18 protein-coding genes are annotated in these 24,535 nt (G+C 43.7%); 6 read left to right on the forward strand and 12 right to left on the reverse strand.

Annotated elements, in window-relative coordinates:
• Positions 1–116 precede the first annotated feature (116 nt).
• The 3 genes from DWZ93_RS12585 to DWZ93_RS12595 are packed head-to-tail and all read right to left on the reverse strand — an operon-like array spanning position 117 to position 4,936.
• Positions 117–1,760, reverse strand: a complete 1,644-nt coding sequence (locus DWZ93_RS12585; RefSeq protein ID WP_118453128.1) for a peptide ABC transporter substrate-binding protein — start codon at positions 1,758–1,760, stop codon at positions 117–119.
• A gap of 16 nt (positions 1,761–1,776) precedes the next feature.
• A complete protein-coding gene (locus DWZ93_RS12590; protein ID WP_118453129.1) occupies positions 1,777–2,841 on the reverse strand; it encodes a M24 family metallopeptidase in 1,065 nt (354 codons plus the stop codon).
• Positions 2,842–2,863: 22 nt separating this feature from the next.
• Positions 2,864–4,936 (reverse strand): beta-L-arabinofuranosidase domain-containing protein, encoded by a 2,073-nt coding sequence (locus DWZ93_RS12595; RefSeq protein ID WP_118453130.1) that lies wholly within the window; start codon positions 4,934–4,936, stop codon positions 2,864–2,866.
• Between the two features lie 344 nt (positions 4,937–5,280).
• Here DWZ93_RS12595 and DWZ93_RS12600 point away from each other — a divergent pair, with 344 nt between their 5' ends.
• The 4 genes from DWZ93_RS12600 (at position 5,281) to upp (ending at position 10,014) form a co-directional block, all read left to right on the forward strand.
• Entirely contained in the window at positions 5,281–6,189 is a 909-nt protein-coding gene (locus DWZ93_RS12600; protein WP_118453131.1) for a trans-4-hydroxy-L-proline dehydratase activase, read from the forward strand.
• Between the two features lie 4 nt (positions 6,190–6,193).
• The gene (gene hypD / locus DWZ93_RS12605; RefSeq protein ID WP_118453132.1) at positions 6,194–8,572 is read left to right on the forward strand and encodes a trans-4-hydroxy-L-proline dehydratase; all 2,379 of its coding nucleotides are present in this window, start codon (positions 6,194–6,196) and stop codon (positions 8,570–8,572) included.
• Positions 8,573–8,728: 156 nt separating this feature from the next.
• Positions 8,729–9,316: a TetR/AcrR family transcriptional regulator gene (locus DWZ93_RS12610; protein ID WP_118453133.1), complete on the forward strand. Its 588-nt coding sequence runs from the start codon at positions 8,729–8,731 to the stop codon at positions 9,314–9,316.
• A gap of 68 nt (positions 9,317–9,384) precedes the next feature.
• The gene (upp, locus tag DWZ93_RS12615; RefSeq protein ID WP_118383646.1) at positions 9,385–10,014 is read left to right on the forward strand and encodes a uracil phosphoribosyltransferase; all 630 of its coding nucleotides are present in this window, start codon (positions 9,385–9,387) and stop codon (positions 10,012–10,014) included.
• Between the two features lie 144 nt (positions 10,015–10,158).
• Here the strand turns inward: upp and adhE are convergent, their stop codons facing one another.
• Positions 10,159–12,774, reverse strand: a complete 2,616-nt coding sequence (gene adhE, locus DWZ93_RS12620; protein WP_118453134.1) for a bifunctional acetaldehyde-CoA/alcohol dehydrogenase — start codon at positions 12,772–12,774, stop codon at positions 10,159–10,161.
• Between the two features lie 416 nt (positions 12,775–13,190).
• Between adhE and DWZ93_RS12625 the strand changes: the two genes are divergently transcribed.
• Positions 13,191–14,129: a D-2-hydroxyacid dehydrogenase gene (locus DWZ93_RS12625; RefSeq protein WP_118453135.1), complete on the forward strand. Its 939-nt coding sequence runs from the start codon at positions 13,191–13,193 to the stop codon at positions 14,127–14,129.
• A gap of 14 nt (positions 14,130–14,143) precedes the next feature.
• Here DWZ93_RS12625 and lspA read toward each other — a convergent pair whose 3' ends face one another.
• The 6 genes from lspA to DWZ93_RS12655 all read right to left on the reverse strand — a co-directional run bounded on the left by lspA (position 14,144) and on the right by DWZ93_RS12655 (position 21,073).
• Complete coding sequence (gene lspA, locus DWZ93_RS12630) at positions 14,144–14,614, reverse strand: signal peptidase II (protein WP_118453136.1); 471 nt, start codon at positions 14,612–14,614, stop codon at positions 14,144–14,146.
• Positions 14,614–14,955, reverse strand: coding sequence for a hypothetical protein (locus DWZ93_RS12635; RefSeq protein ID WP_118453137.1), 342 nt, complete (start codon positions 14,953–14,955; stop codon positions 14,614–14,616). The genes lspA and DWZ93_RS12635 overlap by 1 nt, the downstream gene beginning before the upstream one ends.
• Positions 14,956–14,985: 30 nt before the next feature.
• Positions 14,986–16,692 carry a S8 family peptidase gene (locus DWZ93_RS12640; protein WP_118453138.1) on the reverse strand — a complete coding sequence of 569 codons (1,707 nt, stop codon included), beginning with the start codon at positions 16,690–16,692 and terminating at the stop codon, positions 14,986–14,988.
• A 169-nt stretch (positions 16,693–16,861) separates the two neighbouring features.
• Positions 16,862–18,304: an ATP-dependent Clp protease ATP-binding subunit ClpX gene (clpX, locus tag DWZ93_RS12645; protein WP_118453139.1), complete on the reverse strand. Its 1,443-nt coding sequence runs from the start codon at positions 18,302–18,304 to the stop codon at positions 16,862–16,864.
• A 15-nt stretch (positions 18,305–18,319) separates the two neighbouring features.
• Positions 18,320–20,251 carry an NAD-dependent DNA ligase LigA gene (ligA, locus tag DWZ93_RS12650; protein WP_118453167.1) on the reverse strand — a complete coding sequence of 644 codons (1,932 nt, stop codon included), beginning with the start codon at positions 20,249–20,251 and terminating at the stop codon, positions 18,320–18,322.
• Between the two features lie 33 nt (positions 20,252–20,284).
• Entirely contained in the window at positions 20,285–21,073 is a 789-nt protein-coding gene (locus tag DWZ93_RS12655) for a pseudouridine synthase (protein WP_118383639.1), read from the reverse strand.
• Between the two features lie 194 nt (positions 21,074–21,267).
• On the opposite strand from DWZ93_RS12655, the gene DWZ93_RS12660 reads away from it, so the two are divergent.
• Complete coding sequence (locus DWZ93_RS12660) at positions 21,268–21,753, forward strand: DUF5721 family protein (RefSeq protein WP_118453140.1); 486 nt, start codon at positions 21,268–21,270, stop codon at positions 21,751–21,753.
• Between the two features lie 524 nt (positions 21,754–22,277).
• On the opposite strand, the gene DWZ93_RS12665 is transcribed toward DWZ93_RS12660, so the two are convergent.
• Positions 22,278–23,351, reverse strand: a complete 1,074-nt coding sequence (locus DWZ93_RS12665) for a 2-dehydropantoate 2-reductase N-terminal domain-containing protein (RefSeq protein WP_118383632.1) — start codon at positions 23,349–23,351, stop codon at positions 22,278–22,280.
• Positions 23,344–24,528 (reverse strand): mannitol-1-phosphate 5-dehydrogenase, encoded by a 1,185-nt coding sequence (locus tag DWZ93_RS12670; RefSeq protein ID WP_118383631.1) that lies wholly within the window; start codon positions 24,526–24,528, stop codon positions 23,344–23,346. The genes DWZ93_RS12665 and DWZ93_RS12670 overlap by 8 nt, the downstream gene beginning before the upstream one ends.
• Positions 24,529–24,535: the final 7 nt, after the last annotated feature.

Raw genomic sequence — 24,535 nt, forward strand, 5'->3', positions numbered from 1 at the left:
GGAAGATGATTCCTTCTTCCCTGAATCACCTTTTCATTCTAATCTTGTACAGAGCCCCGGACATACCGGGACTCTGTATAATAGGCTATTTATCTTGCCATTCAGATACAAAATACTTATTTAGCATTTACATCTGCATATACCCAGTCGATGTTCAGACTGCAGTAGTAGAAGTTGATACCTGTTGTATCATCATCCAGCATGTAGTATACATTTCTTGCCTGAAGAGGTACAAATGCGCCATCAGCAAGGATATCCTGCTCAGCCTGATTCAGCTCATCCATACGCTTATCTGTATCCGGTTCATCCTGAGAAGCTATCAGCAGCTGATCAACTTCCGGATTCTCATACTGGCTGTAGTTGTAAGAGCTGTCGCTCTTGAACAGTTCAAGGTAGCTGTAAGGATCATCGTAGTCAGATCCCCATCCGCCATAACCAATCTCATAATCATGCTCTGGGAATACTTTGCCGTAGATGTCAGCATATGTTACCTGACGGATCTTTACGTTGATTCCAAGTGCATTCTGCCACTGCTCCTGAAGAGTCTCAACGATTCTCTTGCTAGAGTCAGCATCTGTTGTAACTACTTCAACTGTGATATCTGAAGCGTTAGCAATGCCAAGTTCCTGCATAGCAGCATTCAGATATTCTGTAGCTTTGTCCTGATCTCCATCTAATGGATATGAGTAAGAATTCAGGTCATACGCTTCACCGTATGTAGTTCCCTTAGCCTGCAGTCCCGGGAATACCAGTCCATTGAATGCTGTATATGTATCAGCATTGGCAAGCTTGTTATAATCATTACGATTCAGTGCATAGTTAAGAGCCAGGCGGAAGTTCTTGTTGCCAAGTACCGGATTGTCACTCTTAGAGTTGATGTAGCAGAAGTCAACGTTACCGTTCGCAAATACGTCAGCTTTATCCTTGTAGTCTGAAACATATGCTGTAGGAACCTGTACATAATCCAGATCTCCTGCCTCATACATAGAAAGCTGTGTATCTGTGTTCTCTACATAGTTAAGCTCACATTTATCAAGGTTAATAGAATCTTTATCCCAGTAGTTATCGTTCTTCGCGAATGTCCATACATTATCCTCTGAGCTTGTCATTACAAACGGACCAGAGTATACGTTCTTCTCTGAAGTTGCGGCAAAATCTGTGCCGTATTTTTCAACAATATCCTGACGAAGTGGTGCAAACTGACCTGATGATCCGATCAGACTCAAGAAGTATGATGTCGGGTGCTCAAGTGTCACCTCAAGTGTAGTGTCGTCTACAGCCTTAACTCCCAGTTCTTCAACATCCATTTTGCCCTGCTCAATGGCCTGACCATTCTTTAAGCAGTCACCAATGAATGCATATGGGCTGGCTGTCTCAGGATTAACCAGTCTCTTCCAGCTGTACTCGAAGTCAGCAGCTGTGATTGGCTCTCCATCACTCCATTTTGCATCTTTACGCAGGTGGAATGTGTAAGTAAGTCCGTCTTCAGACTCATCCCAGCTCTCTGCAATACCCGGCTTAACATCACCGGCTGTGTTACGGGTAAGTCCCTCTGTAACAGCATGCTGGATCTCATTGTCACCAATGCTCTGTCCCTTAGTCGGATCCAGTGTAGTCGGCAGTGTGTTTACAGCATAACGGAATACTTTTCCATCAGCAGAATCACCGTCTGACTTTCCACCACCTGGTGTTCCACAGCCTGTAGCAAGACCTGCTACCATAGCCATACTTAAAAATGCAGCTAATACTCTCTTTTTCATAAGTCGTCCTCCTTCTTTAAAGTTCTATTAGCTCATGTGTAGCACTTATCAGGTTCTCATATCCATCCTCTGTAATGATACCCTGATCTTCGATCCGGACACCACCCCATCCCGGGATATAAATACCTGGTTCTACTGTCATTACGCTGCCTGCCTGCAGCACATCGGTATGGTTCTTACCAATAAATGGAAGTTCATGTACAAACAAACCTACTCCATGACCGATTCCCGTATAGTTATACGGCATATATTCAGTTCCTTCTATCGCTTTCAGAGATGCCTGATAGCAGTCCTCACCGGTAACTCCCGGTTTGATTGTTGCTTCAACATCCTCTGTCATCTGTCTGCAAATGTTATATACTTCTTTCTGCTTTGGTGTTGCCTTGCCGACAACTACAGTTCTTGTCATATCAGAAAGATAGCCATCATACTGGCATCCATAATCCATCAGCACGAAATCTCCGTATTCCAGGGCTCTGTTGCCCGGAATGCCATGAAGAAGTGATGTCTTAGGTCCTGAGATCAGGATTCCACCGTACGGCTTGGTATCTGCTCCTTCCATTACCATGTAATGTGATAACCTGGAAGCGAGTTCCTTCTCTGTCACTCCTACTTTGATGTCCTGAAGAATCTTATCAAATGCTCTGGAAGCAATATCACAGGAAACTCTTAACTTCTGGATCTCTTCCGGTGTCTTCACTTCACGGAATCTCTCAACTACGTTCAGCGTAGGTACTAATTCAGCATCAATCGCATCCTGCATGGATCTCCATGTTGCAAATGTAAGATGATCCTGTTCAAAGCCAATGGTCTTAACGCCATCCTTTTTACACAGTTCCGCGATCACATTGCCAATACCGGTTGATCTCCAGTTAATGATCTCATAATCCGGACACTCCATGCTTGCCTGCTCGGTATATCTCGGATCTGTGATAAAGTACTGATTTGCTTTATCGATAAACAGGTACGAATCATCGCCGGTGTATGCGCTGATACATCTGACATTAGCCGGTTTTGCAATATAAAATCCGTCCAGTCCTTCTTTTTCCATATAGCTTCTTAATTCTTCTAATCGATTCATAACGTCTGCTTATACCTGCCTTTCACTTAATAATTGTATATACATGATACGCTCTGTCTCCTACTTCGTAAACCGGAATCCATTTCCAGTCTCCGAGTCTGAATGCAAGGCCGTCTTTATACTCATCCATCCATTCCGCCCGATCTGCGATTTCATTCTCTTTGATCGGAAGTTCCAGGAACTCCTTCTCACCCGAAATTGCTGCCATAATATATGGTCCATACTGGATTGCCGCTTTTTCCGGTTCATCCGGTGTTCGGAGTACCTTCCATCCCGGCATCCACCGAATCCGAAGTTTCACATCACCGGAGTGCATCGTGATCTCGATATACCCGGCTTTATTTTTCTTCGTCTCCAATACTTCTCCATCCATCTCCAGCAAACATTCATCTGCCCACTCCGGATAGCGAAGATATAACTTCCGAAATGTGCCATTCTGAATCCTCAGTTCATATTCCTGTCTGCGCTGTGATACACACTCCATATGAAGCCTCATATCATCCTGGCTGAATTCAGACGGTATATACATATTTATAAAGAATGCATCCCTTTTCTGGAAATACATACCTTCCTGATACTTAAAGTGACTCTCCATGCCGGTTCCATGACAACAGCTGTTTTCAAATAAGAACTCTCTCTTCATCCCCGGTCCGAGCGGAAAGAAATAAGTACTTTCTCCGCTCCCGCTTTCATCTGGCGTTGCCAGAATGTGGTTATAAAGAGTCTTTTCATAATAGTCCATATACCTGCTGTCAGGATCCATCTGATACAGTTCTCTGGTAAGCTTCAGCATATTATAAGAAGCACATGTCTCCTGAGTCGATGCTGTCAGAAGCTTTCCGATCTCCCGGTACCCCTGGAACATCTCGCCCTCACCAACACCTCCCGTGGCATATGTTCTATTCTCCGTTACTGTCGTCCAGAACGCTCTTGCCATTTCCAGATACTTCAGATCCCCTGATGCTTTGTAGATCTCTATTGCTCCCAGAATCTGTGGAATATGCTGATTCGCATGGATTCCATTCAATTGATCCCGATAGTGCATCAGTGGTCGGTATAACTTGTCATTATCAAATAATCCGGCACACTTCAGGAATTCTTCTCTTCCCGTCAGTTCAGCAAGTTGTGCCATTACCACATTCATACCGCCAAATTCTCCGGCTATGTACATGCTCCACATCTTCTTAAGCTGTGCTTCCGGAAGCTGTGATAATCTGTGCCAGGTCCACACTCCCATCTGCTCTGCAATAGAAAGTGCTTCTTTCTTATCTATATATAAGTAACAGTCCAACAGTCCTGCTATAATCTTATGAAGTGTATAGTATGGAGCCCAGATTTTAGGATATGGTGTATACTCTTCCAACAGATCAAACTGTTCTTCCGAATATGCGCTTAAGAATCCTTCCCGAATACCATCTATATTCTGAAATGCTCGCTGGCATTCTCCCAGTTCGTCTACCATGTAGACTGCCTTATCCCGGATCTTCTCATCTCCTGTAGACCGATAACAAAGTGCCAGTGCTGAAAGATAATGTCCTGTGGTATGTCCTTTGAGCTTGCTCTCATCGGCGTCCCATCCATCCGGACTGTCAGCTCCTCTGGTGTCCAGCCCCGACGCCTTCCTGAAATGATACAGCATACTGTCATCATCCATCGAAAGCAAATACTTATGCATCTGTTCCTGAGCCTCGTAAAATGCATTCCCCGGAAGTATCCGAATCTCTGCCTCTGCGTTCTGATAAACTTCTGCATCTTTATCAGGTCTTCCCTGCACAGTAACTTCTATAGGATATGTGTCTGCATTCTGATGTGGATTCTCCTGTTCCAGAATCGTCACTGCATATACTTTGCTGGCAGTAGCTTCTCCATATGTAAAAGTACCTGTCAAAAGCACTTCCCGGTTTCCCATGCCATATAACGGACGGTTCACCCTGCCATCTGTATCCAGGAAACGCTCTTCTCCTGAGCTCCAGTTAATCTCTGATCCGTACTTCCCTTTTGCAGGAAGTGCAAGATTAAACGTCACAGTCTTCAAATTCCCAAGATAAAGAAAATCCATATCTTTTTGTACTACTTTCTGGTCGCTCAGGTTCATATTGACATCCTCTATAATTTTATACACGTTAATAATATAACACTTTTTAGACCAAAGTTCAATTCCTCTTTTCCATTTTTCATGATTTTTAGACGCATTTCATAAATTGTCTAAAAAAGTGCAAAAAAAGGCACCTTTTTAAGGATGCCTTCTTTGGTAACGCTTGACGTGATTATATACTATAGTCTAAATTATTTCCAGTCTTTTTTTGAATTTTTTAATTTTATTTCTTGCATTTTTGTTTTCATCTGTCAAACTATTGACAATCTGACCGTTATATGGTACTTTTAGACCATAGTACAAACCATAGTCTACAAACCTTAAAAGAAAGGAATAAAAATGCGATGAATCTGATTACCAACATTCAAAAATTCTCTATACATGATGGTGACGGAATCCGCACAACCGTATTTTTCAAAGGCTGTCCGCTCAAATGTGAATGGTGTCACAACCCTGAGACACAGCGTTATGAGCAGGAGCTTCAATATGATTCCGAGAAATGTACGGGTTGCGGCTGCTGCGCTAAGGTCTGTCCGTCCGGTGCGATCACAATGCAGGATGGCAAGCCGGTACTCGATAAGACACTCTGTCAGCTCTGTGGCAAATGTACGAACTTCTGTCCACAAGGTATCCGTGAGATCATCGGCGAAGAATACTCCGTCAAGAGTCTGGTTCGCGAGTTAAAGAAAGACCTGATGTTCTATGAAGATTCCGGCGGCGGTGTTACACTCTCCGGTGGAGAGGTTATGACCATGGCAACCGATTACATTCTTGCAATTGCCAAAGCATTAAAACATGAAGATATCACCCTTACCATTGACACCTGTGGTCATGTTTCTTATGATAAATTTGAAGTAATTCTTCCGTATGTGAATACATTTTTATATGATATCAAAGTTATGGATCCAGAACTTCACAAAAAATATATCGGTGTCGACAACAGGCTGATCCTCGAGAATCTGGTGAAACTTTCTAATGCAGGCGCCCGCATTTATATCCGGATTCCTACTATTAAAGAGGTCAACGGTAATGAACAGAATATGACAGAGACGATTAGGTTTCTGAAAGGACATGACATCCATCCGGCTCAGGTCAATCTCCTGCCTTACCATGATACAGGCAGCGGCAAATACGCCAAGCTGGATATGGAATATAAAGGAACAGATTTACATGCACCATCCAAAGAAGAAATGGAAAGCTTTGTGCAGCTTTTCAAGGATGCAGGATTTCAAAACACCAAAATAGGAGGTTAGGAAAATGGCAACAAAACGAGGCATGAACGAAAGAATCCAGAAATTAAGAGATCTCAGCGTCAACACTCCGGTACATATCGACCTGGAAAGAGCTAAGATTGAGACTGATTTCTACAAAGAAAATGAGGGTAAATACTCTATCCCGGTTATGAGATCTATGGTTCTGAAAGAATATTTCTCCAAAAAGACTCTGTATCTGGGAGACGGCGAACTGATCGTCGGAGAAAAAGGTAAAGATCCACAGGCATCTCCTACTTTCCCGGAATTGTGTTGCCACAGCGTAGAGGATATGACCGTTATGAGCGAGCGTGATCTGGTATCTTTCCACACTACCGAAGAAGACAGAAAGCTTCAGGCGGAAGAGATTATTCCTTATTGGAAAGGCAAGACCATGCGTGAGAAGCTTCTCTCCATGATGACTCCGGAATGGCATGACTGTTACGAGGCAGGTATGTTCACAGAGTTCATGGAGCAGAGAGGTCCTGGACACACATGCGGCGGTGAGCAGGTGTTCACAACCGGATACATGGATTACAAAGAAAAAATCAAAAAGACTATGGATTCCCTGGATTTCATGAATGATCCGGAAGCCCTGGATAAATTAGAAGAACTGAAAGCTATGGATATCTCCTGCGATGCAGTGATCATTCTTGGTGAGAGATATCACAAACTGGCTCTCGAGATGGCTGAAAAAGAGACAGACGAGACACGTAAGGCAGAACTCCTGCAGATTGCTGCCAATCTGGAAGTCGTACCTGCTCATGCTCCACAGACTTACTGGCAGGCAATCCAGTTATACTGGTTCACACACCTTGCAGTTACAACAGAGCTGAACCCATGGGATGCATTCAGTCCGGGACGTATGGATCAGCATCTGATCAAATACTATGAGGCAGATACAGAAGCAGGTATTCTGGATGACGAAAGAGCTCTGGAACTTCTGGAGTGCTTATGGGTTAAGTTCTACAACCAGCCGGCACCTGTCAAAGTAGGTATTACATTAAAAGAAAGTGCTACCTACACAGACTTCGCCAACATTAATACCGGTGGTGTCACACCAGATGGCAAAGACGGCGTTAATGCTGTCAGCTATCTGATTCTTGACTGCATGGACGATATGAAACTGGTTCAGCCTAACTCCAATGTAACCATCAGTAAGAAAACACCGACCAAGTTCTTAAAGAAAGCATGCGAGATCTCCAGAAAGGGATGGGGACAGCCTGCATTTTACAATACAGAAGCTCAGACTATGGAGCTTATCAACGCAGGTAAATCTTTGGAAGACGCACGCCGCGGCGGTTCTTCAGGATGTGTTGAGACAGGAGCATGGGGAAGCGAAGCATATATCCTGACCGGATACATGAACATTCCAAAGATTTTCCAGCTTACGCTTTACAACGGATATGACAATATATCCGGCAAACAGCTTGGTTTGAAACTTGGATACGCAAAAGACTTCAATACATATGAAGAGCTGTGGGAAGCATTCAAGAAACAGATGAAACACTTCATCGATATCAAGCTTCGCGGTAACAACGTGATCGAGAAGCTGTACGCGGAATATATGCCGGCTCCTTGTCTGTCAGTTGTAACCAACGACTGTATCAGCAATGCAAAAGATTACAATGCAGGTGGTGCAAGATACAATACCAACTACATTCAGGGTGTAGGTATCGGAACTATTTCTGACTGTCTTGCAGCTATTAAATACAACGTATATGACAAGAAAAACTTCACAATGGAAGAACTGATCGAAGCAATGGATCACAACTTCGAAGGATATGATGCTATTTACCGTATGGTTCATGACAAATCACCTAAGTATGGCAATGATGATGACTACGCTGATGATCTGATGCAAGATGTATTCTATCTGTACCATGATTTGATCACAGGTCGTCCGAACATGAAAGGTGGTAAATACGGCGTAGATATGCTTCCGACTACCTGCCACGTATACTTCGGCGAAGTTATCGGAGCAACAGCTAATGGACGTAAAGCTAACGTCCCTGTATCCGAAGGTATTTCTCCTGAAAAATCTGCAGATACGAATGGTCCTACAGCTGTTATCAAATCCTGCGCTAAGATGGATCACCTGGCAACAGCAGGTACTCTGCTGAACCAGAAGTTCACTCCTGACGTAGTTGCCGGCGAGGAAGGTCTGAACAACATGGCAAGCCTGATCCGCAGCTACTTCGCTATGGACGGACATCATGTACAGTTCAATGTCATCGACAGACAGACTCTGATCGATGCTCAGAATAATCCAGACGACTACAAGGATCTGATCGTTCGTGTAGCCGGATACAGCGACTTCTTCCGCAACCTGTCTAAACCGTTGCAGGATGAGATCATCAACCGTACAGAGCAGTCTTTCAACTAGCTCAAACAAATAATTGCTTAACAGTTTAAAGTCTGAGAAGACCTTTCACACACGCTTATGTGTAAAGGTCTTCTCGTTTATCACAAACTATTTGCAGAATGCTGATGGCTTGTGATAGAATATTTAACAATTACATTTTGTTTTCAAGGAGAATCTATGGAACGTACAAAAAAAGGAAAAAGCGCTAAGAACAGAATCGTAACCGCAGCATGGCAGCTTTTTCATGAAAAAGGCTATAACGGTACTACCGTGGATGATATCATTGCTCTGTCTGGTACATCAAAGGGATCATTTTATTACTACTTCAATACCAAAGATGAACTGCTCAATACTCTGTCTGTGATTCTGGACGATTTCTATGAAGAATTGGAAAGCAGAATGAATCCTGATCTCAATTCTTTTGTAAAGCTTCTGAATGTGAATTACGAAGCCCATAAAATGATCGAGGAAAATATCAGCATTGATCTGATCGCATCCCTCTACTCTACCCAGCTCGTATCACAGGGACAGCGAAATCTCCTGGATCAGAACCGCACATATTACAAATTTATCACCCGCATTATTACAGAAGGTCAGATGCGCGGGCAGATTCGAAATGACATGTCCGCTATAGAGATTACCAAGTATTTTACCATGTGCGAACGCGCATTAGTGTCTGACTGGTGCCTCAGCAGAGGTGAATTCTCGCTGAGCGAATACAGTCACAAGTGTATGCCTGTCATGTTGGAGCACTTCAAAGCTTAAACCCATTGACGCATACCGCTGTTACGAATTATAATAGAGAAAACGTATTTCACACGAGGAGGAAAATCATGGAAAACGTATTCGAACTAAAACACCCACTGATTCAGCATAAGATTTCAAAATTGCGCGACAAGCATACAGGAACTAATGAATTTCGTAAGCTGGTAGAAGAAATAGCCATGTTAATGGGATTTGAAGCTCTGAGTGATCTTCCGCTTGAAGATATTGAAGTAGAGACTCCGATTGAAACCTGCAAGACTCCAGTCATTGCCGGCAAGACACTTGCAGTTGTACCGATCTTGAGAGCCGGACTTGGTATGGTTAATGGCATCCTTGCACTGGTACCGTCTGCAAAGGTAGGACACATTGGACTATATCGTGACGAGGAGACTCACGAGCCACACGAGTACTACTGCAAACTTCCGGATCCGATCAATGAGCGACTGATTGTTGTTACCGATCCGATGCTTGCTACTGGCGGATCTGCTATCGCAGCTCTTGACTTCATCAAGCAGCACGGCGGAAAGCACATCAAACTCATGTCCATCATCGCAGCACCGGAAGGCGTAAAGCGTGTACACGAGGCTCATCCGGACGTACAGATCTACATCGGACATGTTGACCGTGAACTGAACAAAGACGCTTACATCTGCCCGGGTCTTGGAGATGCCGGAGACCGTATCTTCGGAACTAAATAACCCACATGATATTTTAATTGTATTTTCAGACAGGACGCCGGGATAAGCGTCCTGTTCTTATATATGCCAACGAGAAAGGCACTACCGCTAATGCGGCAGTGCCTTTCTCTAATCTTATAAATATAACATATTTGGAGAAACTTATTATCCTTCGTAGTACGCTTTCAGATAAATTTCCTTAATCTCTTTGAACAGAGGATATCTTGGGTTAGCACCTGTACACTGGTCGTTGAATGCATTCTCTACCATTTCATCCAGAGTAGCGAGGAAATCTTCTTCCTTAACACCATATTCTTTAATTGTTCTCTTAATTCCAACTTTTTCTTTCAGTTCTGCGATAGCTTTGATGAAGTTATCAAATACTTCGTCATCATTCTTACCTGTTACGCCACAGAATCTTCCAAATTCAGCATATCTCTCTTTAGCCTTTGGATATGGATACTGAGAGAATGTTCCCATCTTAACCGGTGCCGGATCTGCATTGTATTTCATAACAAGCTCGATCAACAGTGCGTTAGCAATACCGTGTGGCAGGTGATGATATGCACCAAGCTTGTGTGCCATAGAGTGGCAAACTCCCAGGAATGCATTAGCAAATGCCATACCAGCCATTGTAGATGCATTAGCCATTCCTTCTCTTGCGATCGGATCAGCAGCGCCCTTCTCATATGCGTCTGGCAGATATGTGAAGATGTTCTTACCAGCTTTGAGAGCCAGACCATCTGTATAATCTGTAGCCATGATAGATACGTATGCTTCCAGAGCATGTGTCAGGGCATCGATACCTGATGCACTGGTCAGTCCCTTCGGCTGAGTCATCATGAAGTCTGTATCTACGATTGCCATGTTCGGCAGAAGCTCGTAGTCAGCGATCGGCCATTTTGTACCTGTGTCTGCATCTGTGATGATTGCAAACGGTGTAACCTCAGAACCTGTACCTGATGAAGTAGGAATTGCTATCATCATAGCTTTCTCACCCATCTTCGGGAATGTGTATACTCTCTTACGGATATCCATGAAGTCCATAGCCAGGTCTTCAAAGTTACACTCTGGATGCTCATACATGAGCCACATGATCTTCGCTGCGTCCATAGATGATCCACCGCCAAGAGCGATGATTACATCTGGCTGGAATGCCTTTAACTGCTCCAGACCTTTTCTTGCAATCTGAAGTGTCGGATCCGGTGCTACTTCATAGAAGCATGCATACTGAATGCCCATCTCATCAAGTTTATCAGTAATAGGAGCTGTCATACCGCTGCTGAACAGGAATCCGTCAGTTACGATAAACGCTTTTTTCTTATCATAATAATTCTTTAATTCATCCAGTGCTACTGGCAGGCAACCCTTCTTAAAGTATACCTTCTGAGGTGTTCTGAACCACAGCATATTTTCTCTCCTTTCGGCAACGGTCTTGATGTTCAGCAGGTGTTTCGGACCTACGTTCTCTGATACAGAGTTGCCGCCGTAAGAGCCGCATCCCAATGTCAGTGATGGAGCTAATCCGAAGTTATAAAGGTCACCAATACCACCGTGAGAAGAAGGTGTGTTGATCAGAATACGGCAGGTCTTCATGCGTGCTGCATGCTCAGCCATCTTCTCTTTTTCATTTACATTGATGTACAGAGATGATGTATGTCCGTATCCACCGTCAGATACAAGCTGCTCAGCCATCTGAAGTGCGGTCTCATAATCTTTTGCTTTGTAAAGAGCAAGTACCGGAGACAGCTTCTCATGTGCAAATGGCTCAGATACATCTACAGATGTAACCTCACCAATCAGGATCTTGGTATCTGCAGGTACTTCAAATCCAGCTAATTTAGCGATCTCTGCCGCAGGCTGTCCTACGATCTTAGGATTAACGCTTCCTGCAGGTGTCAGGATAATCTCACGAACCATATCCAGTTCTTTCTTATTAAGCATATGACATCCACGTTTGATAAACTCAGCGCGTACTTCGTCATAAATGTCTGCGATTGCTGTAACAGACTGTTCAGATGCACAGATCATACCATTGTCAAATGTCTTAGAATGGATAACTGAGTACACTGCTGTCTGAACATCACAGCTTGAATCCATGATAACCGGTGTGTTACCAGGTCCTACACCAAGTGCCGGCTTTCCTGATGAGTAAGCTGCTCTTACCATTCCCGGACCACCTGTTGCAAGAATCTCATCTGCATTAGCCATGATCAGACCGGACATCTCAACGGTTGGCTCTTCCAGACAGTCGATGATACCTTCCGGTGCACCAGCTTTTACAGCTGCTTCTGCTACTAGCATAGCTGCTGCTCTTGTACATTTCTTAGCACGTGGATGTGGGCTGATGATGATTGCGTTTCTTGTCTTCAGACAGATCAATGTCTTGAAGATAGCTGTAGATGTCGGGTTCGTTGTAGGAATGATAGCTCCTACCAGGCCAACCGGCTCAGCGATCTTCTTAATACCATATGCCGGATCCTCTTCCAGAACACCACATGTCTGCAGGTGACGATATTTATTATAAGTATACTCTGCTGCGTAATGGTTCTTGATTACCTTATCTTCTACGATTCCCATTCCTGTCTCTTCGGCTGCCATCTTTGCCAGCGGAATACGTGCCTTATTAGCTGCCATAGCCGCTTCGAAAAAGATCTTATCAACCTGTTCCTGAGTGTATGTTGCAAAGATCTTCTGGGCCTCTTTCATCTTGGCCATCTTCTGCTCCAGCCATTCAGGTGTATTAACTTCCGGTGCTTTGATTTCTTCTTTCTTTGCCATAACTTCCTCCTTAATATGTATTTTTGTTTGGCTCTAATCTCTGACTGTATTGTGCCATATTATTTTGTAAATTTCAAGTATTTTTTGCCAAATTTGCTGACATCTTTGTGTCACACAGGTTAATTTTTTCACTACTTGTGAAATAATTATCTTTAAATAGTGTTTAGTAGTACTAATTACTACCATTCTTATCAATCACATTCCATCTTTTGTGTATTTTGTCAGTCAATTGACTTCTTTTATTTGTTTTTTTGGTTAATTATTAGTCTAAATTACACACGTTTTTATACATTTTTAACAATCAGAGCGTGTTCTATTTTTATTTTTTGTTCACATTTGCCTATACTTTATTTAGATTGACTATTCTGAAAAAGATGCGTTACAATGTATACGGAATTTTTTTAGGAGGATAAGCCATGAAAATCGTTTTTTTAGAAGCACAGAGTATTGGAGATGACATTGATCTCTCCGGATTTGATATTCTTGGAGAAGTCGTTAAATACCCAATCGCAACTGCCGAACAGACACCGGAACTGATTGCTGATGCAGATGTAGCCGTGCTCAGCAAGATCCCTGTCAACGAAGCCACCATAGGTGCAGCTAAGAACCTGAAGCTGGTCTGCCTGACTGCAACAGGAACCAACAATCTGGACAAGGATTATCTGGACAGCCACGGTATCGCATGGCGCAATGTAGCAGACTATTCTACCGAATCTGTGGCGCAGCATACATTTGCCATGCTCTTCTATCTGTTGGAAAAGCTCCGTTACTATGATGACTATGTAAAAGATGGAGCCTATACGCAAGATACCGTATTCACTCACTTCGACGAGCGTTTTTGCGAGATAAAAGGTAAAACCTGGGGAATCATAGGTCTTGGCAACATCGGACGCCGTGTAGCTGCGATTGCATCCGCATTTGGTGCCAATGTCATCTACGCTTCTGCATCCGGAAGAACGGCTCAGGACGGCTATCATCAGGTAGATCTGGACACCTTATATGCAGAATCCGATATTATCTCTGTACATGCACCGTTGAATAAATATACAGAGAATCTTATTAATAAGGATGCCCTGAGCAAAATGAAATCAAGCTGTATCTTTATCAATGTTGGACGAGGACCGATCGTGGTCGAAGAAGATCTGGCTGACGCACTGGAGAACGGCGAGATTGCCGCTGCCGGACTGGATGTACTCCGCGTAGAACCAATGCTTGCCGATAATCCGTTAGGACGGATCAAAGACAGTAAAAAACTCCTGATCACTCCACACATTGCATGGGCAAGTGTAGAGGCACGCACCAGACTGATGGACATCATCCTGGGACAGATCAAGGAGTTCTTTGATATAAAATAAGCTGCCGCTGATTATTAATTTTTATTCTGAAAAAATTCAGATAGTACAGTCATAACCGCACCTGCAAAGATAGCAAAGTCTCCCACATTATAGGTAATGGAAGAGAACTTTTCCCAGTGGGTGCGGATTCCTATATAATCCACTACTTTTCCGTGTCTGACACGATCGACAAAGTTACTGAGCGCACCACCAGTCATACACATCATGCCAAGCTTCAGCAGATGTCTGCCTTTCTGATGCAGTAAGATAAAATCATATGCTACCACTGCTGCCACTGCGGATGTGGTCAGCATCCTCATAGTCTTCGGCTGATCTTGCAGCAGATTGAACGCTGCTCCCCGGTTATACACCTTGCGGATAGAAAATGGCGTGCCGGAGAGTTTTTTCTCCTCACCTGGTTTTATACATTTCTCTACGCGGCTCTTCAGATAAAGATCCATTCCACAGATAACTGCTGCAACTGCCGGATATAGTCTGGACTTCATTATTCTTCTGAGGTCTCTTCAAAAACCTCTTCCTCTTCCGTTGTATCCGCTGCAGCAACACCATTGATGCGGTCAATCTCTGCCTGAATCTTTGTAACTTCTTCATTTCTCTGATCGATTGCTTCACAAAGTGCTACCATATCCGTATCAACAACTTCACCGTTACGATACTTTTCAAATATGATTTTGCCGATATCCATATAATCTCTGTCATTTGCCCGACCCAGAAAGCGGATATCGCTCTTTCTCTTCTGTATCTCCAGTGTATCTTCTGCCTTCTTCCCCAGATCATTTGCTGTCTCTGAAAGTCTCTTTCCTAAATCATCAAAAAATCCTGCCATCTCTGTCATCCTTTCTTGTATATATACGTTTTATAACTCCCGAATCGTCCGCAGTGTCTCATAGAGATCCAATGCACCATATCCCCAGGCTTTATCTGGATACTCAACATCTGTCCGTTTTCTGGCACCTAATATAAAAAGTCCTTTGAGCTGCATCGTATCATAACCTGCCGACCGCTTTTCCTGCTCCAACAGCCATTCCAGCAAAAGCGCACTCGCACCTGCTGCAATCGCTGTCCCGATGCTGGAACCGCTTCGCTCTGCGAATCTTCCTCCCGGCAACGCTCCGGTCACGTTCACGCCCGGCACTGCAAAATCCGGCTTTACATTATTAAGTCTAGTATAGCCTCTGCCTGAGTTAATATCAATACTATTCTCATCTCCATTATAGTAGGCTGCTGTGATCACAGATCTCGTTGTCCCAGGTCCGGTAAGCGTTGTATCCGGATCAGACTCCAGAAAGATTACATTGCCTGTCAGGAACTCCTTCATTGGAAGCCACAGATGGAAAATCCCACCTGCCAGCCGCACCGGTTCTGCCACAATCCGCCAGATGCCAGGCACTGGCGCTAAAAAACGCATAAAGATCAGCTGCGCACTGTTAAATTTGGACAAAATCTGATTATATACCTGCACAGTCGTCTGCTCAAACAAAAAGCGAAAAGAAAACATCCCGCTCTGTCTGACAGAGATTCGCGGAAGCACTTCCCCGGATGGTGAGATTACTGAAACAGCAATCAGATTCGGCAGTTCTGCCCACAATTCTATTGAAAACGCCTCTACACCTGTTCCGACCTGAAGTTCAATCTCTCTGCGTTCGGTAAGTGCCTCTATCTTTCCCTGATAATGATGCCTCTGGTTCGCTTCATTTCCGGTACCGCTCACGATGATCTGATTGCTGGAGTTGGCATAGATCTGCAGCATAAAGTCCAACGAATTATTGCCATTGTGTCCGCCAAAACTGGTTCCCACCGCCAGACAGATCACCAATGGCATCTGATACCTCTGTGCAAGATTCCTGAGATACCGGATTCCCAGCATGATGTCATTTTCCTGATAGCAGACCGCCTCTCCTGCAATCGCGTAGAAATCTCTGAGATAGCGCTTGGCAGGCTTCAGTTTCACCATAGCAATCGCTGATTCCGGTGCCGCACCAAGGAATCTATTCTCTGCATTTCCACTTCCGCATGCAAGACTCGCCACAAATGTCCCATGAGTAATGGTATCTTCTGACGGTACGATTACTTTCGGATCTTCACTTTGTAACGCCTGGTTGAGCATTTCTTCTGTATATTCACTTCCATAGGCAAATCCATCCGGTACTAAACCATCCTGTATGGTCTGATCCCAGATTCCCACAATACGCGTACTCCCATCCAGCTTACGAAACACCGGGTTCGTATAATCAATCCCCGTATCCACAAAACCGATCATAACCCCCTCACCTGCCACATTCAGCGTTGGGTAATACTGCACCTGACTGATCCCTGCCTGATTCATGGCATCCATATCCAGAAGACCGTAACACTGTGGAACTGCATTATACACATACCGATCAAAATCAATGGGTTCTGCAATATTCTTATTCAGATATACAATCTCATATCCTGCCCCAACCTCCTGTGAACACACCTCCTCAGGAAGCGCAGGGAGACTTATCCTTCCACCATCCATTGACACAATAAAATCCCTATAATCATTCGACAATATCTGCGCCCTGCACATTTCCAAATCCATATAAAAACACCTCATATACTTTTTGTAACTGTTCTGAGCCCCACCCATACAAGAAAAAACTGTTATTCTCATGCATGCATGGCATAACAGTTTTTCTTGTGTTAAGGGGTTCTGAACAGCCACCTTTTAATTCAGTATACGAGGTATGTATATACAGTATGTATCTGAATTAGCCTTCCAGCTGTGGAAGTTCCTGACCGCGCAGCATGATCACCGGGCCGCCGGTTCCTTCTATATAAGATCGGGTGATCACTACTTCACCAATGCTGTCATCCTTTGGAATCTCGTACATAATATCCAACATAAATTCCTCAATGATCGCACGAAGTGCACGGGCTCCTGTATTCTTCTTCACAGCTTTCTCTGCAATTGCACGAAGCGCATCATCTTCAAATTCCAGCTTTACTTCATCCAACGCCAGAAGCTTCTGATACTGCTTCAGGATGGCATTCTTAGGCTCTTTGAGAATCTTAACCAGCAGATCTTCATCCAATCCCTGGAGCGTAAATATAATCGGCAGACGACCGATAAACTCTGGGATCATACCAAATGCACGCAGATCTTCAATCGTTACCTTAGACAGAATATTCTTGTCATGGTCATATTTGTCTTTCAGCTCTGCATTAAATCCAATAGTTGCCTGTTTGGTCAAACGCTCTTTGATAATATTGTCCAGATCCGGAAATGCACCGCCACAGATAAATAAGATATTCTTGGTATTCACTGTAGTGAGCGGCACCATAGCATTCTTGCTGTTGGCTCCAACAGGGACTTCTACTTCACTGCCCTCTAATAACTTCAGCATGCCCTGCTGAACGGATTCACCGCTGACATCACGCTGGCTGGTATTCTTTTTCTTGGCAATCTTATCAATCTCATCGATGAAAATAATGCCCTGCTCTGCCTTCTCTACATCATTATCCGCTGCCGCCAGAAGCTTGGATACCACACTCTCAATATCATCACCGATATAGCCCGCCTCAGTCAGAGACGTTGCATCCGTGATCGCAAGCGGCACATCAAGAAGTTTCGCCAGTGTCTTGACCAGATATGTCTTACCGCAACCGGTAGGTCCGATCATCAGCATGTTAGATTTCTCGATCTCAATATCATCCATCGTATCCGTTGCCACACGTTTGTAATGATTATATACTGCTACCGACATTGCTTTCTTGGCATATTCCTGTCCTACTACAAAGTCATCCAGCTTCGCCTTAATCTTATGCGGTGCCGGAATATCCTTGATATCCAGGATCGGCTTACGCTCTTCGCCTTCTTTTTTCTTCTTAATCTTCTGCTTCTTTGGAATCACATTCTCAAGATCATCCACACTGAACATCTGCACTCCCGGCATATTCAGAAGCTGGCTGTAATCCATCTGTCCGCCTGACATCATATCAAAGCTCTTCTGCATGCAATCCGGACACACACTGATATGATTCGGCAGATCCATCATCTTGCCGGTCTGGCTTTCCGGTCTGTGACAGATGAAGCATACCTTTTCATATTCATCATCATCTTTCTTCCGATCTTCGACAACAACATCCTTGTCATCTACTTTTTCTACTTCATTTTCCAATTCATTATGATTCATATTATCTTTTTCTGACATTCGTTTTCTCCTAATTTATATCATCCTTAAAAAGTCTTCTTCCGTAATGATCGGAATACCCAAATCTTTCGCCTTTTTATTCTTGGAGGATGTGGATTCTACGTTATTATTGATCAGGTAATTGGTCTTGGATGTTACTGAACCAGTCACCTTGCCGCCTTTGAATTCAATCAGTGCCTTTACCTCATTACGGTTAGCAAAATGCTCCACACTTCCGGTAATTACAAAGTTCATTCCGGCAAATGTCTGCTCACCTACATCTTCCTGTCCTTCCGGTAACTTCACTTCCTTTAGAAGCTTTTCAAATAATTCCCGGTGCTCCACATCTGCAAAATACGCCACATAATTGCCTGCGATCACATCACCGATTCCATCAATCGCAGCCAGATCTTCTGCGTTCAGATCCATAACCCTCCCCGGGTCGTGTCCGATTTCCTTGCAGATCAGCTTCGCATTGGCAAGACCTATATTGGCAATTCCAAGTCCGTAGATCAGTCTCGGCAGTGTCGTCTCTCTTGCCTTCTCCACACTGGCGATCAGATTATTATACGACTTCTCACCAAATCCATCCATCTCACAGATCTCCTCCCGATGCTGCTCCAGATGAAACAGGTCTGCGAAATCATGAATAAAACCTCTGGCTATGAACTTTTCCAATGTAGCTTCCGACAATCCATCAATGTTCAGCGCATCCCGGCTTACGAACAATGCGTAAGACTTCAGTTGCTTCGCCTGACATTCCGGATTGGTGCAATACAATGCTTTGGCGTTACTGATACTCCGGATCTCCGTGGCACCTCCGCACACCGGACAGACCTTCGGGATATCTTTCACACCGCTTCTGGTCAGATTCTCTGCAATCTGCGGAATGATCATATTCGCCTTGTAGACCTCGATCTGGTCTCCGATACCAAGCTCTAATTCTTCCATAATGCTGATATTATGAACACTGGCACGGCTCACAGTCGTACCTTCCAGTTCCACCGGATCAAAAATTGCTACCGGATTGATCAGTCCTGTTCTCGATGGGCTCCATTCAATCTCACGCAATACCGTCTTGCTCGTCTCATCTGCCCATTTAAAGGCAAATGAATCTCTCGGAAACTTCGATGTTCTGCCCAGAGACTGACCGTATGCTACATCATCATATATTAACACAAGTCCGTCAGACGGAAAATCATTCGACACGATTTTTTCCGAAAATTTAATAACTTCATTCGGTATCTCTTCCCGACTCACAACAATATGTTCTACTACTTCAAACCCCTGACTCGCAAGCCAGTCTAACTGCGCTGCTCTGGAATTATGGAAGTCCACACCCTCTGCCTGTACCAGCGAAAATCCGTAGAACTTCACATTACGCTTTGCTGTGATCTCGCTGTTTAACTGGCGGACCGATCCGCTGCACAGATTTCTCGGATTCTTATATTTGGCATCTACTTCTGCAATCTCTTCATTAATCTTTTCAAAATCTTTATATCCGATCACTGCCTCACCACGAAGAACCAGCTCACCCTTATACGGAATCTGCAGCGGCAGATTCTTGAATGTTCTGGCGTTAGCTGTAATAACCTCACCAACTTCACCATTTCCCCTGGTAACCGCCTTCACAAGACCGCCGTCACGATAGGTTAATACAATGGTCAGCCCATCCATCTTCCAGGACATGACCACTTTCTGGTCTCCGGCAAATGCCTGCAGTCCGGCAACATCTTTTGTCTTATCCAATGACAACATCGGACTCGGATGCCGTTCTTTTGGAAGCTCGCTTAATATTTCATATCCTACATTCACCGTCGGACTGGAAGACAACGTAACTCCGGTCTGAGCCTCCAGTGCCTGCAGCTCGTCATACAGTGCATCATATTCGTAATTGGACATAATCTCGTCCGCATCCTGATAATAGGCTTTCGCCGCCCGGTTCAGAAGCTCCACCAGCTCCTGCATTCTCCTGGTATCTGTATTGTTATTCATAATCTTCTATCTTCCTTTTCCGCCCGGCGCATTCTCCGAGCCTTTCAATTCTTCATATAATTCATTCAGTTCCTCATCCGTAAGGCTCCGATATTCGCCTCGCTTCAGATTCCCCAGTTCGATATTCATAATACGCACACGCACAAGCTCTGTCACCTTATACCCCAGCGCCTCGCTCATCCTTCGGATCTGGCGGTTCAGTCCCTGTGTCAGCACGATGCGGAACTTATATTTTCCAATCTTCTCTACCGTACACGGTCTGGTCACTGCATCCAGACCTTTTTCCTTATCCTGAATATGCACACCTGCTGCCATCTGTTCCACAAATTCATCCGTCACCGGCTTGTTCACAGTCACCTTGTATTCCTTCTCATGACGGTTGCCGGCGCGCATCATTTTATTAATGATGTCACCGTTATTGGTCATCAGAAGCAGTCCCTCCGAATCTTTGTCTAAGCGTCCTACATAAGTCACCCGTACCGGATAATCCAGAAACCGAATGATATTATTCTTCGTGCGCATGTCTTCCGTACAGACCACACCCGCCGGTTTATTCACCGCAAGCACTACCATGGCATTCTTTCCGCGGATCTCCTTCTTTCCAACTGTCACTGTCTGATTCGGCAACACCTTCATGCCACAGGATGCCGTCACTCCATCTATCTTCACTTTACCGGCTTCGATCAACCGGTCTGCTTCACGCCGGGAGCAGATACCCGCATCACTGATGTACTTATTCAGGCGGACTGGCTTCACTTCCCTGCGATTGTATTCTTCCTCAATTCGATTCTTCATATTCTATACCTTTATTTTCTATACTGTATTAAAAATATCTTTCCATATAAAATTCACATTGTTCAATATCTCATTTTAAAGCATTTCTACATTTGGTTCAATGTTTTTAACTCATTTCTCTCTTTTCACACGAGGTTACATATGCTATAGTAATATCTAGCACTTAATCATTTCATTCGGAATGGAGAACATCTATGATCAGCTTAACTTTAAATACCAAAAAATGCATGGCAGAGCTTCTGCTCCGCGAGACATTCGACTCGTTTCTGTTTATCGAAGGCTCTGTCACCACCTTTAATAAATTCACCATCGACGGCTATATCCACAGCGATTTCTATGAAGAGGATGCTCCGGCAGAACCATACAGCGTCTGGAAATCACTCCGGGAATTTGTCTTTTCTATTATTAAAGGCAAACGGACACCATTGGATTTTCACTTCGTATTCTCCCTATCTGCTGATGCCGTCCGTACTCTTATTACAGAGAATGAGTTGGACTTTCAGCCGGAATCTGTGCAGGGACTATACCTTAACTTCCGATATAACGGTTCCACGCTCACCTGTGTGACAGGAACTTCATTAAAAGTATTTACATTGGATAAATCACTGGATCACGCATTTGATAAATGGGTAGAAAAATTCTTTGCAGAACATGGGATAGAATATGATGTAGCTTTATAGCAGAAAAGATTGCGATTTATTCGAACCGCAATCTTTTTGTTAATCGTATGTATTTTATTAAAATATTTAATTTGTCATAATTTCAATTGTATTTATCTCTTACAAATGCTATACTCATCACATGGGTGTTACCATAACGGTAGGCGGTTAGTCCTTCGACAGAGGGACTGTGACCCTCTGATTACATAGAAACCCGCAAGGGAATCCACTGAAAAGGAGGGCTAAACCAATGAGTATTGCAGATTTTATTGCAGTAGTGAGCTTCGGCTTAACCTGTTTCAGTATCGGATACGCATTCGGTAAAGATATTAACAAAACGCAAAAATAGCCGCCCACAGTCCAACAAAACTACGCGACTATCTTTGTTATAACTAAAATCGGACTAACCGTCTATCGGCGACACCCTATTTCTATAATCATATTATCATGGTTTCATACAAATGTCAAAAAGATTCCATTATAAAAAAGTTACAAAAAGAGCCGCGACTTTCATCACAACTCTTTTTGCATCTAGGAGAGACAATCTATTTCAGTATATCTGCTATGTCTTTTTTCTGTTCCAGGGCTTCCAGATCTTCCATGATCTCTTTTTGCCACTCTTCCGGTAGATCTACAATGTACTCTGCTTCTGTTTTCAGAAGAGTCTTGGTCATTTTTCCATAATACAATGCACTGGCTGCTGTCAGGAGCAGCTCCGGTGAGCTCTGGTCATGCTTACGCACGATAGCAAGTGGTGCCATAATTCGCTCGGTAGCACCAAGCTTACGGTCTACGTCTCTTGCATTACGCTCGATACTGTCTACAATGTTTCTGTTCTGGAATTTATCAACCGCCATATCAGAAAATTCCTTCTGTTCCTTGGTTGTAATCTGATATTCTTCACAGATGCAATGATTTAATGTCTTTAAGATGCCTTCGATGCAGGATACAATCTCTGTATCATTGGCAGCATCACTGTAGACTTCATATTTTTTATAATATCCAAGGTAAGATACTACCGCAGAAATACAGTTATATGTGTAGATTTTTCTCTGCATCAGTACATCCAACTTCTCCTCGGCTACCATATTTTCATATGGCAGGGTATGTCCCAATGCTACCACATCGTATGGCAGATAATCCAGGTTCTGGCTCAGGATATCCAGAGACCATTTTTCTCCAATGGTTGTACAGAATACAATAGCTTCTGCCAGATGCACTCTCTGATCCTCGCAGAGTTCCATCATATCCTGCTTCACATTAACGCCATTCTCTGCAGTCAGTATATCAATATCGTCCTTTGTACGCACTGCCAGCCCCTTCTTCAGACTGACTGCTACATCTTTCAGATTCTTCTTGCCCACACTTACCATGATCAGATCTGCATCTGCCATAGCCCGGATGCCATCTTCCGAGTCAATCAGATAAGCATTATAATTCTCCAGTTCCAGCGGTTTTCTTGCTCCCGGTCCAAAAGACACATGATAACATGGCTCAGTCTGCAATGCGTGAATCAATTCTTCATCTTTATCCAGAAAAGTAATTGATTCCGCTTGAAAGAAACGATTCAGATACCCTCTCCCCGTCTGGCCGGCTCCAATGATTACTATATTACTCATGACCTTTCACCAATCCCTGTTCTTTTATTTCTTCTACTGATTTCAATACTTCTGCGTATAATGGTTCTTCTTTATCAAGTTCGCACACATTCTGCAACACATATTCCACACCATATGTCTGACGCATCTCTTTAAGTTTCATGGCAGATTCATCCGTCGACTCATCGAAATACAGTGCCTTCGCTATAGTATCAATCAACGTCTTCGGATAAATACCATGTTTTAAAGCCATACGGCATGGTGCTACGAGACGATCCTGTGGTCCGAGCTTACGTAGTGGATCCTTGGCATGACGAATAACCTTATCTACAATAACTCTGTCACAATATTTTGCTCTTGCTTTCTTAGCAAATGCTTCCTGCTGCGCCGGATCTACACCAAGTTCTGCTTCCAGTGTCTGATTGATCTCTTTGTATGCACTGTCCAGAAGCTTCTGGATCTCCGGGCTGTTAGCTGCATCTGCAAGAATATCATATCCAAGTAAATATCCTGTATATGCAATAACCGCATTACTGGTATTATTGGTGTACATCTTCTGTGTCAGAAAATTACCAAAATGATCCATCAATTCTACACTTTTAATCTCTGGAATCTCCCCTTTTAATCTTGACTTATCAATCGGCAGATACCAGAAGTTCTGTACCCATACATCCTGTGGATACTTCTTAGCAAGTTCCTCATCCGGCTGTGTAGCGGTACGCATCAGTACAGCTTCTGAGATACCCACATATTCTTCAAATATCTTGCGGTTCTCGTCATTTAGTGCTTCCATCAGAGGCTTCTTAAATGTCTCTGCTGCATCTTTCCAGTTCTCACATACGATGATGTTCTTCACTACTTTCTGTGCTCCGTATGTATTAATGATATCCGCAACACTCTGGGCTGCTGCCGGCAGGTGATTACCTCCTACAGATACAAATGCCAGATCTGCTTTGTAGAACTCATCGTAAATCTCTTTTTTAGAATCGTATGTAAATGCCTGAATACCTGTAACGTCACTGTCTAATGATTCATCTCCGAGTACATGTACATGATACTGTTTCTTTTCATTCAACACATTTACAATTGGTTCAAATACATCTACAAAGGTAATTTCAAAATCACTAAGATAAAGTAACTGTCCGATAAATCCTCTCGCAATCTTACCCGCTCCAAATATAACTGCTTTCTTCTTCATGAATTTC

The organism is Dorea sp. AF36-15AT (genome assembly GCF_003477705.1).
In the GTDB taxonomy this organism is placed as follows: Bacteria; Bacillota; Clostridia; order Lachnospirales; family Lachnospiraceae; genus Claveliimonas; species Claveliimonas ammoniilytica.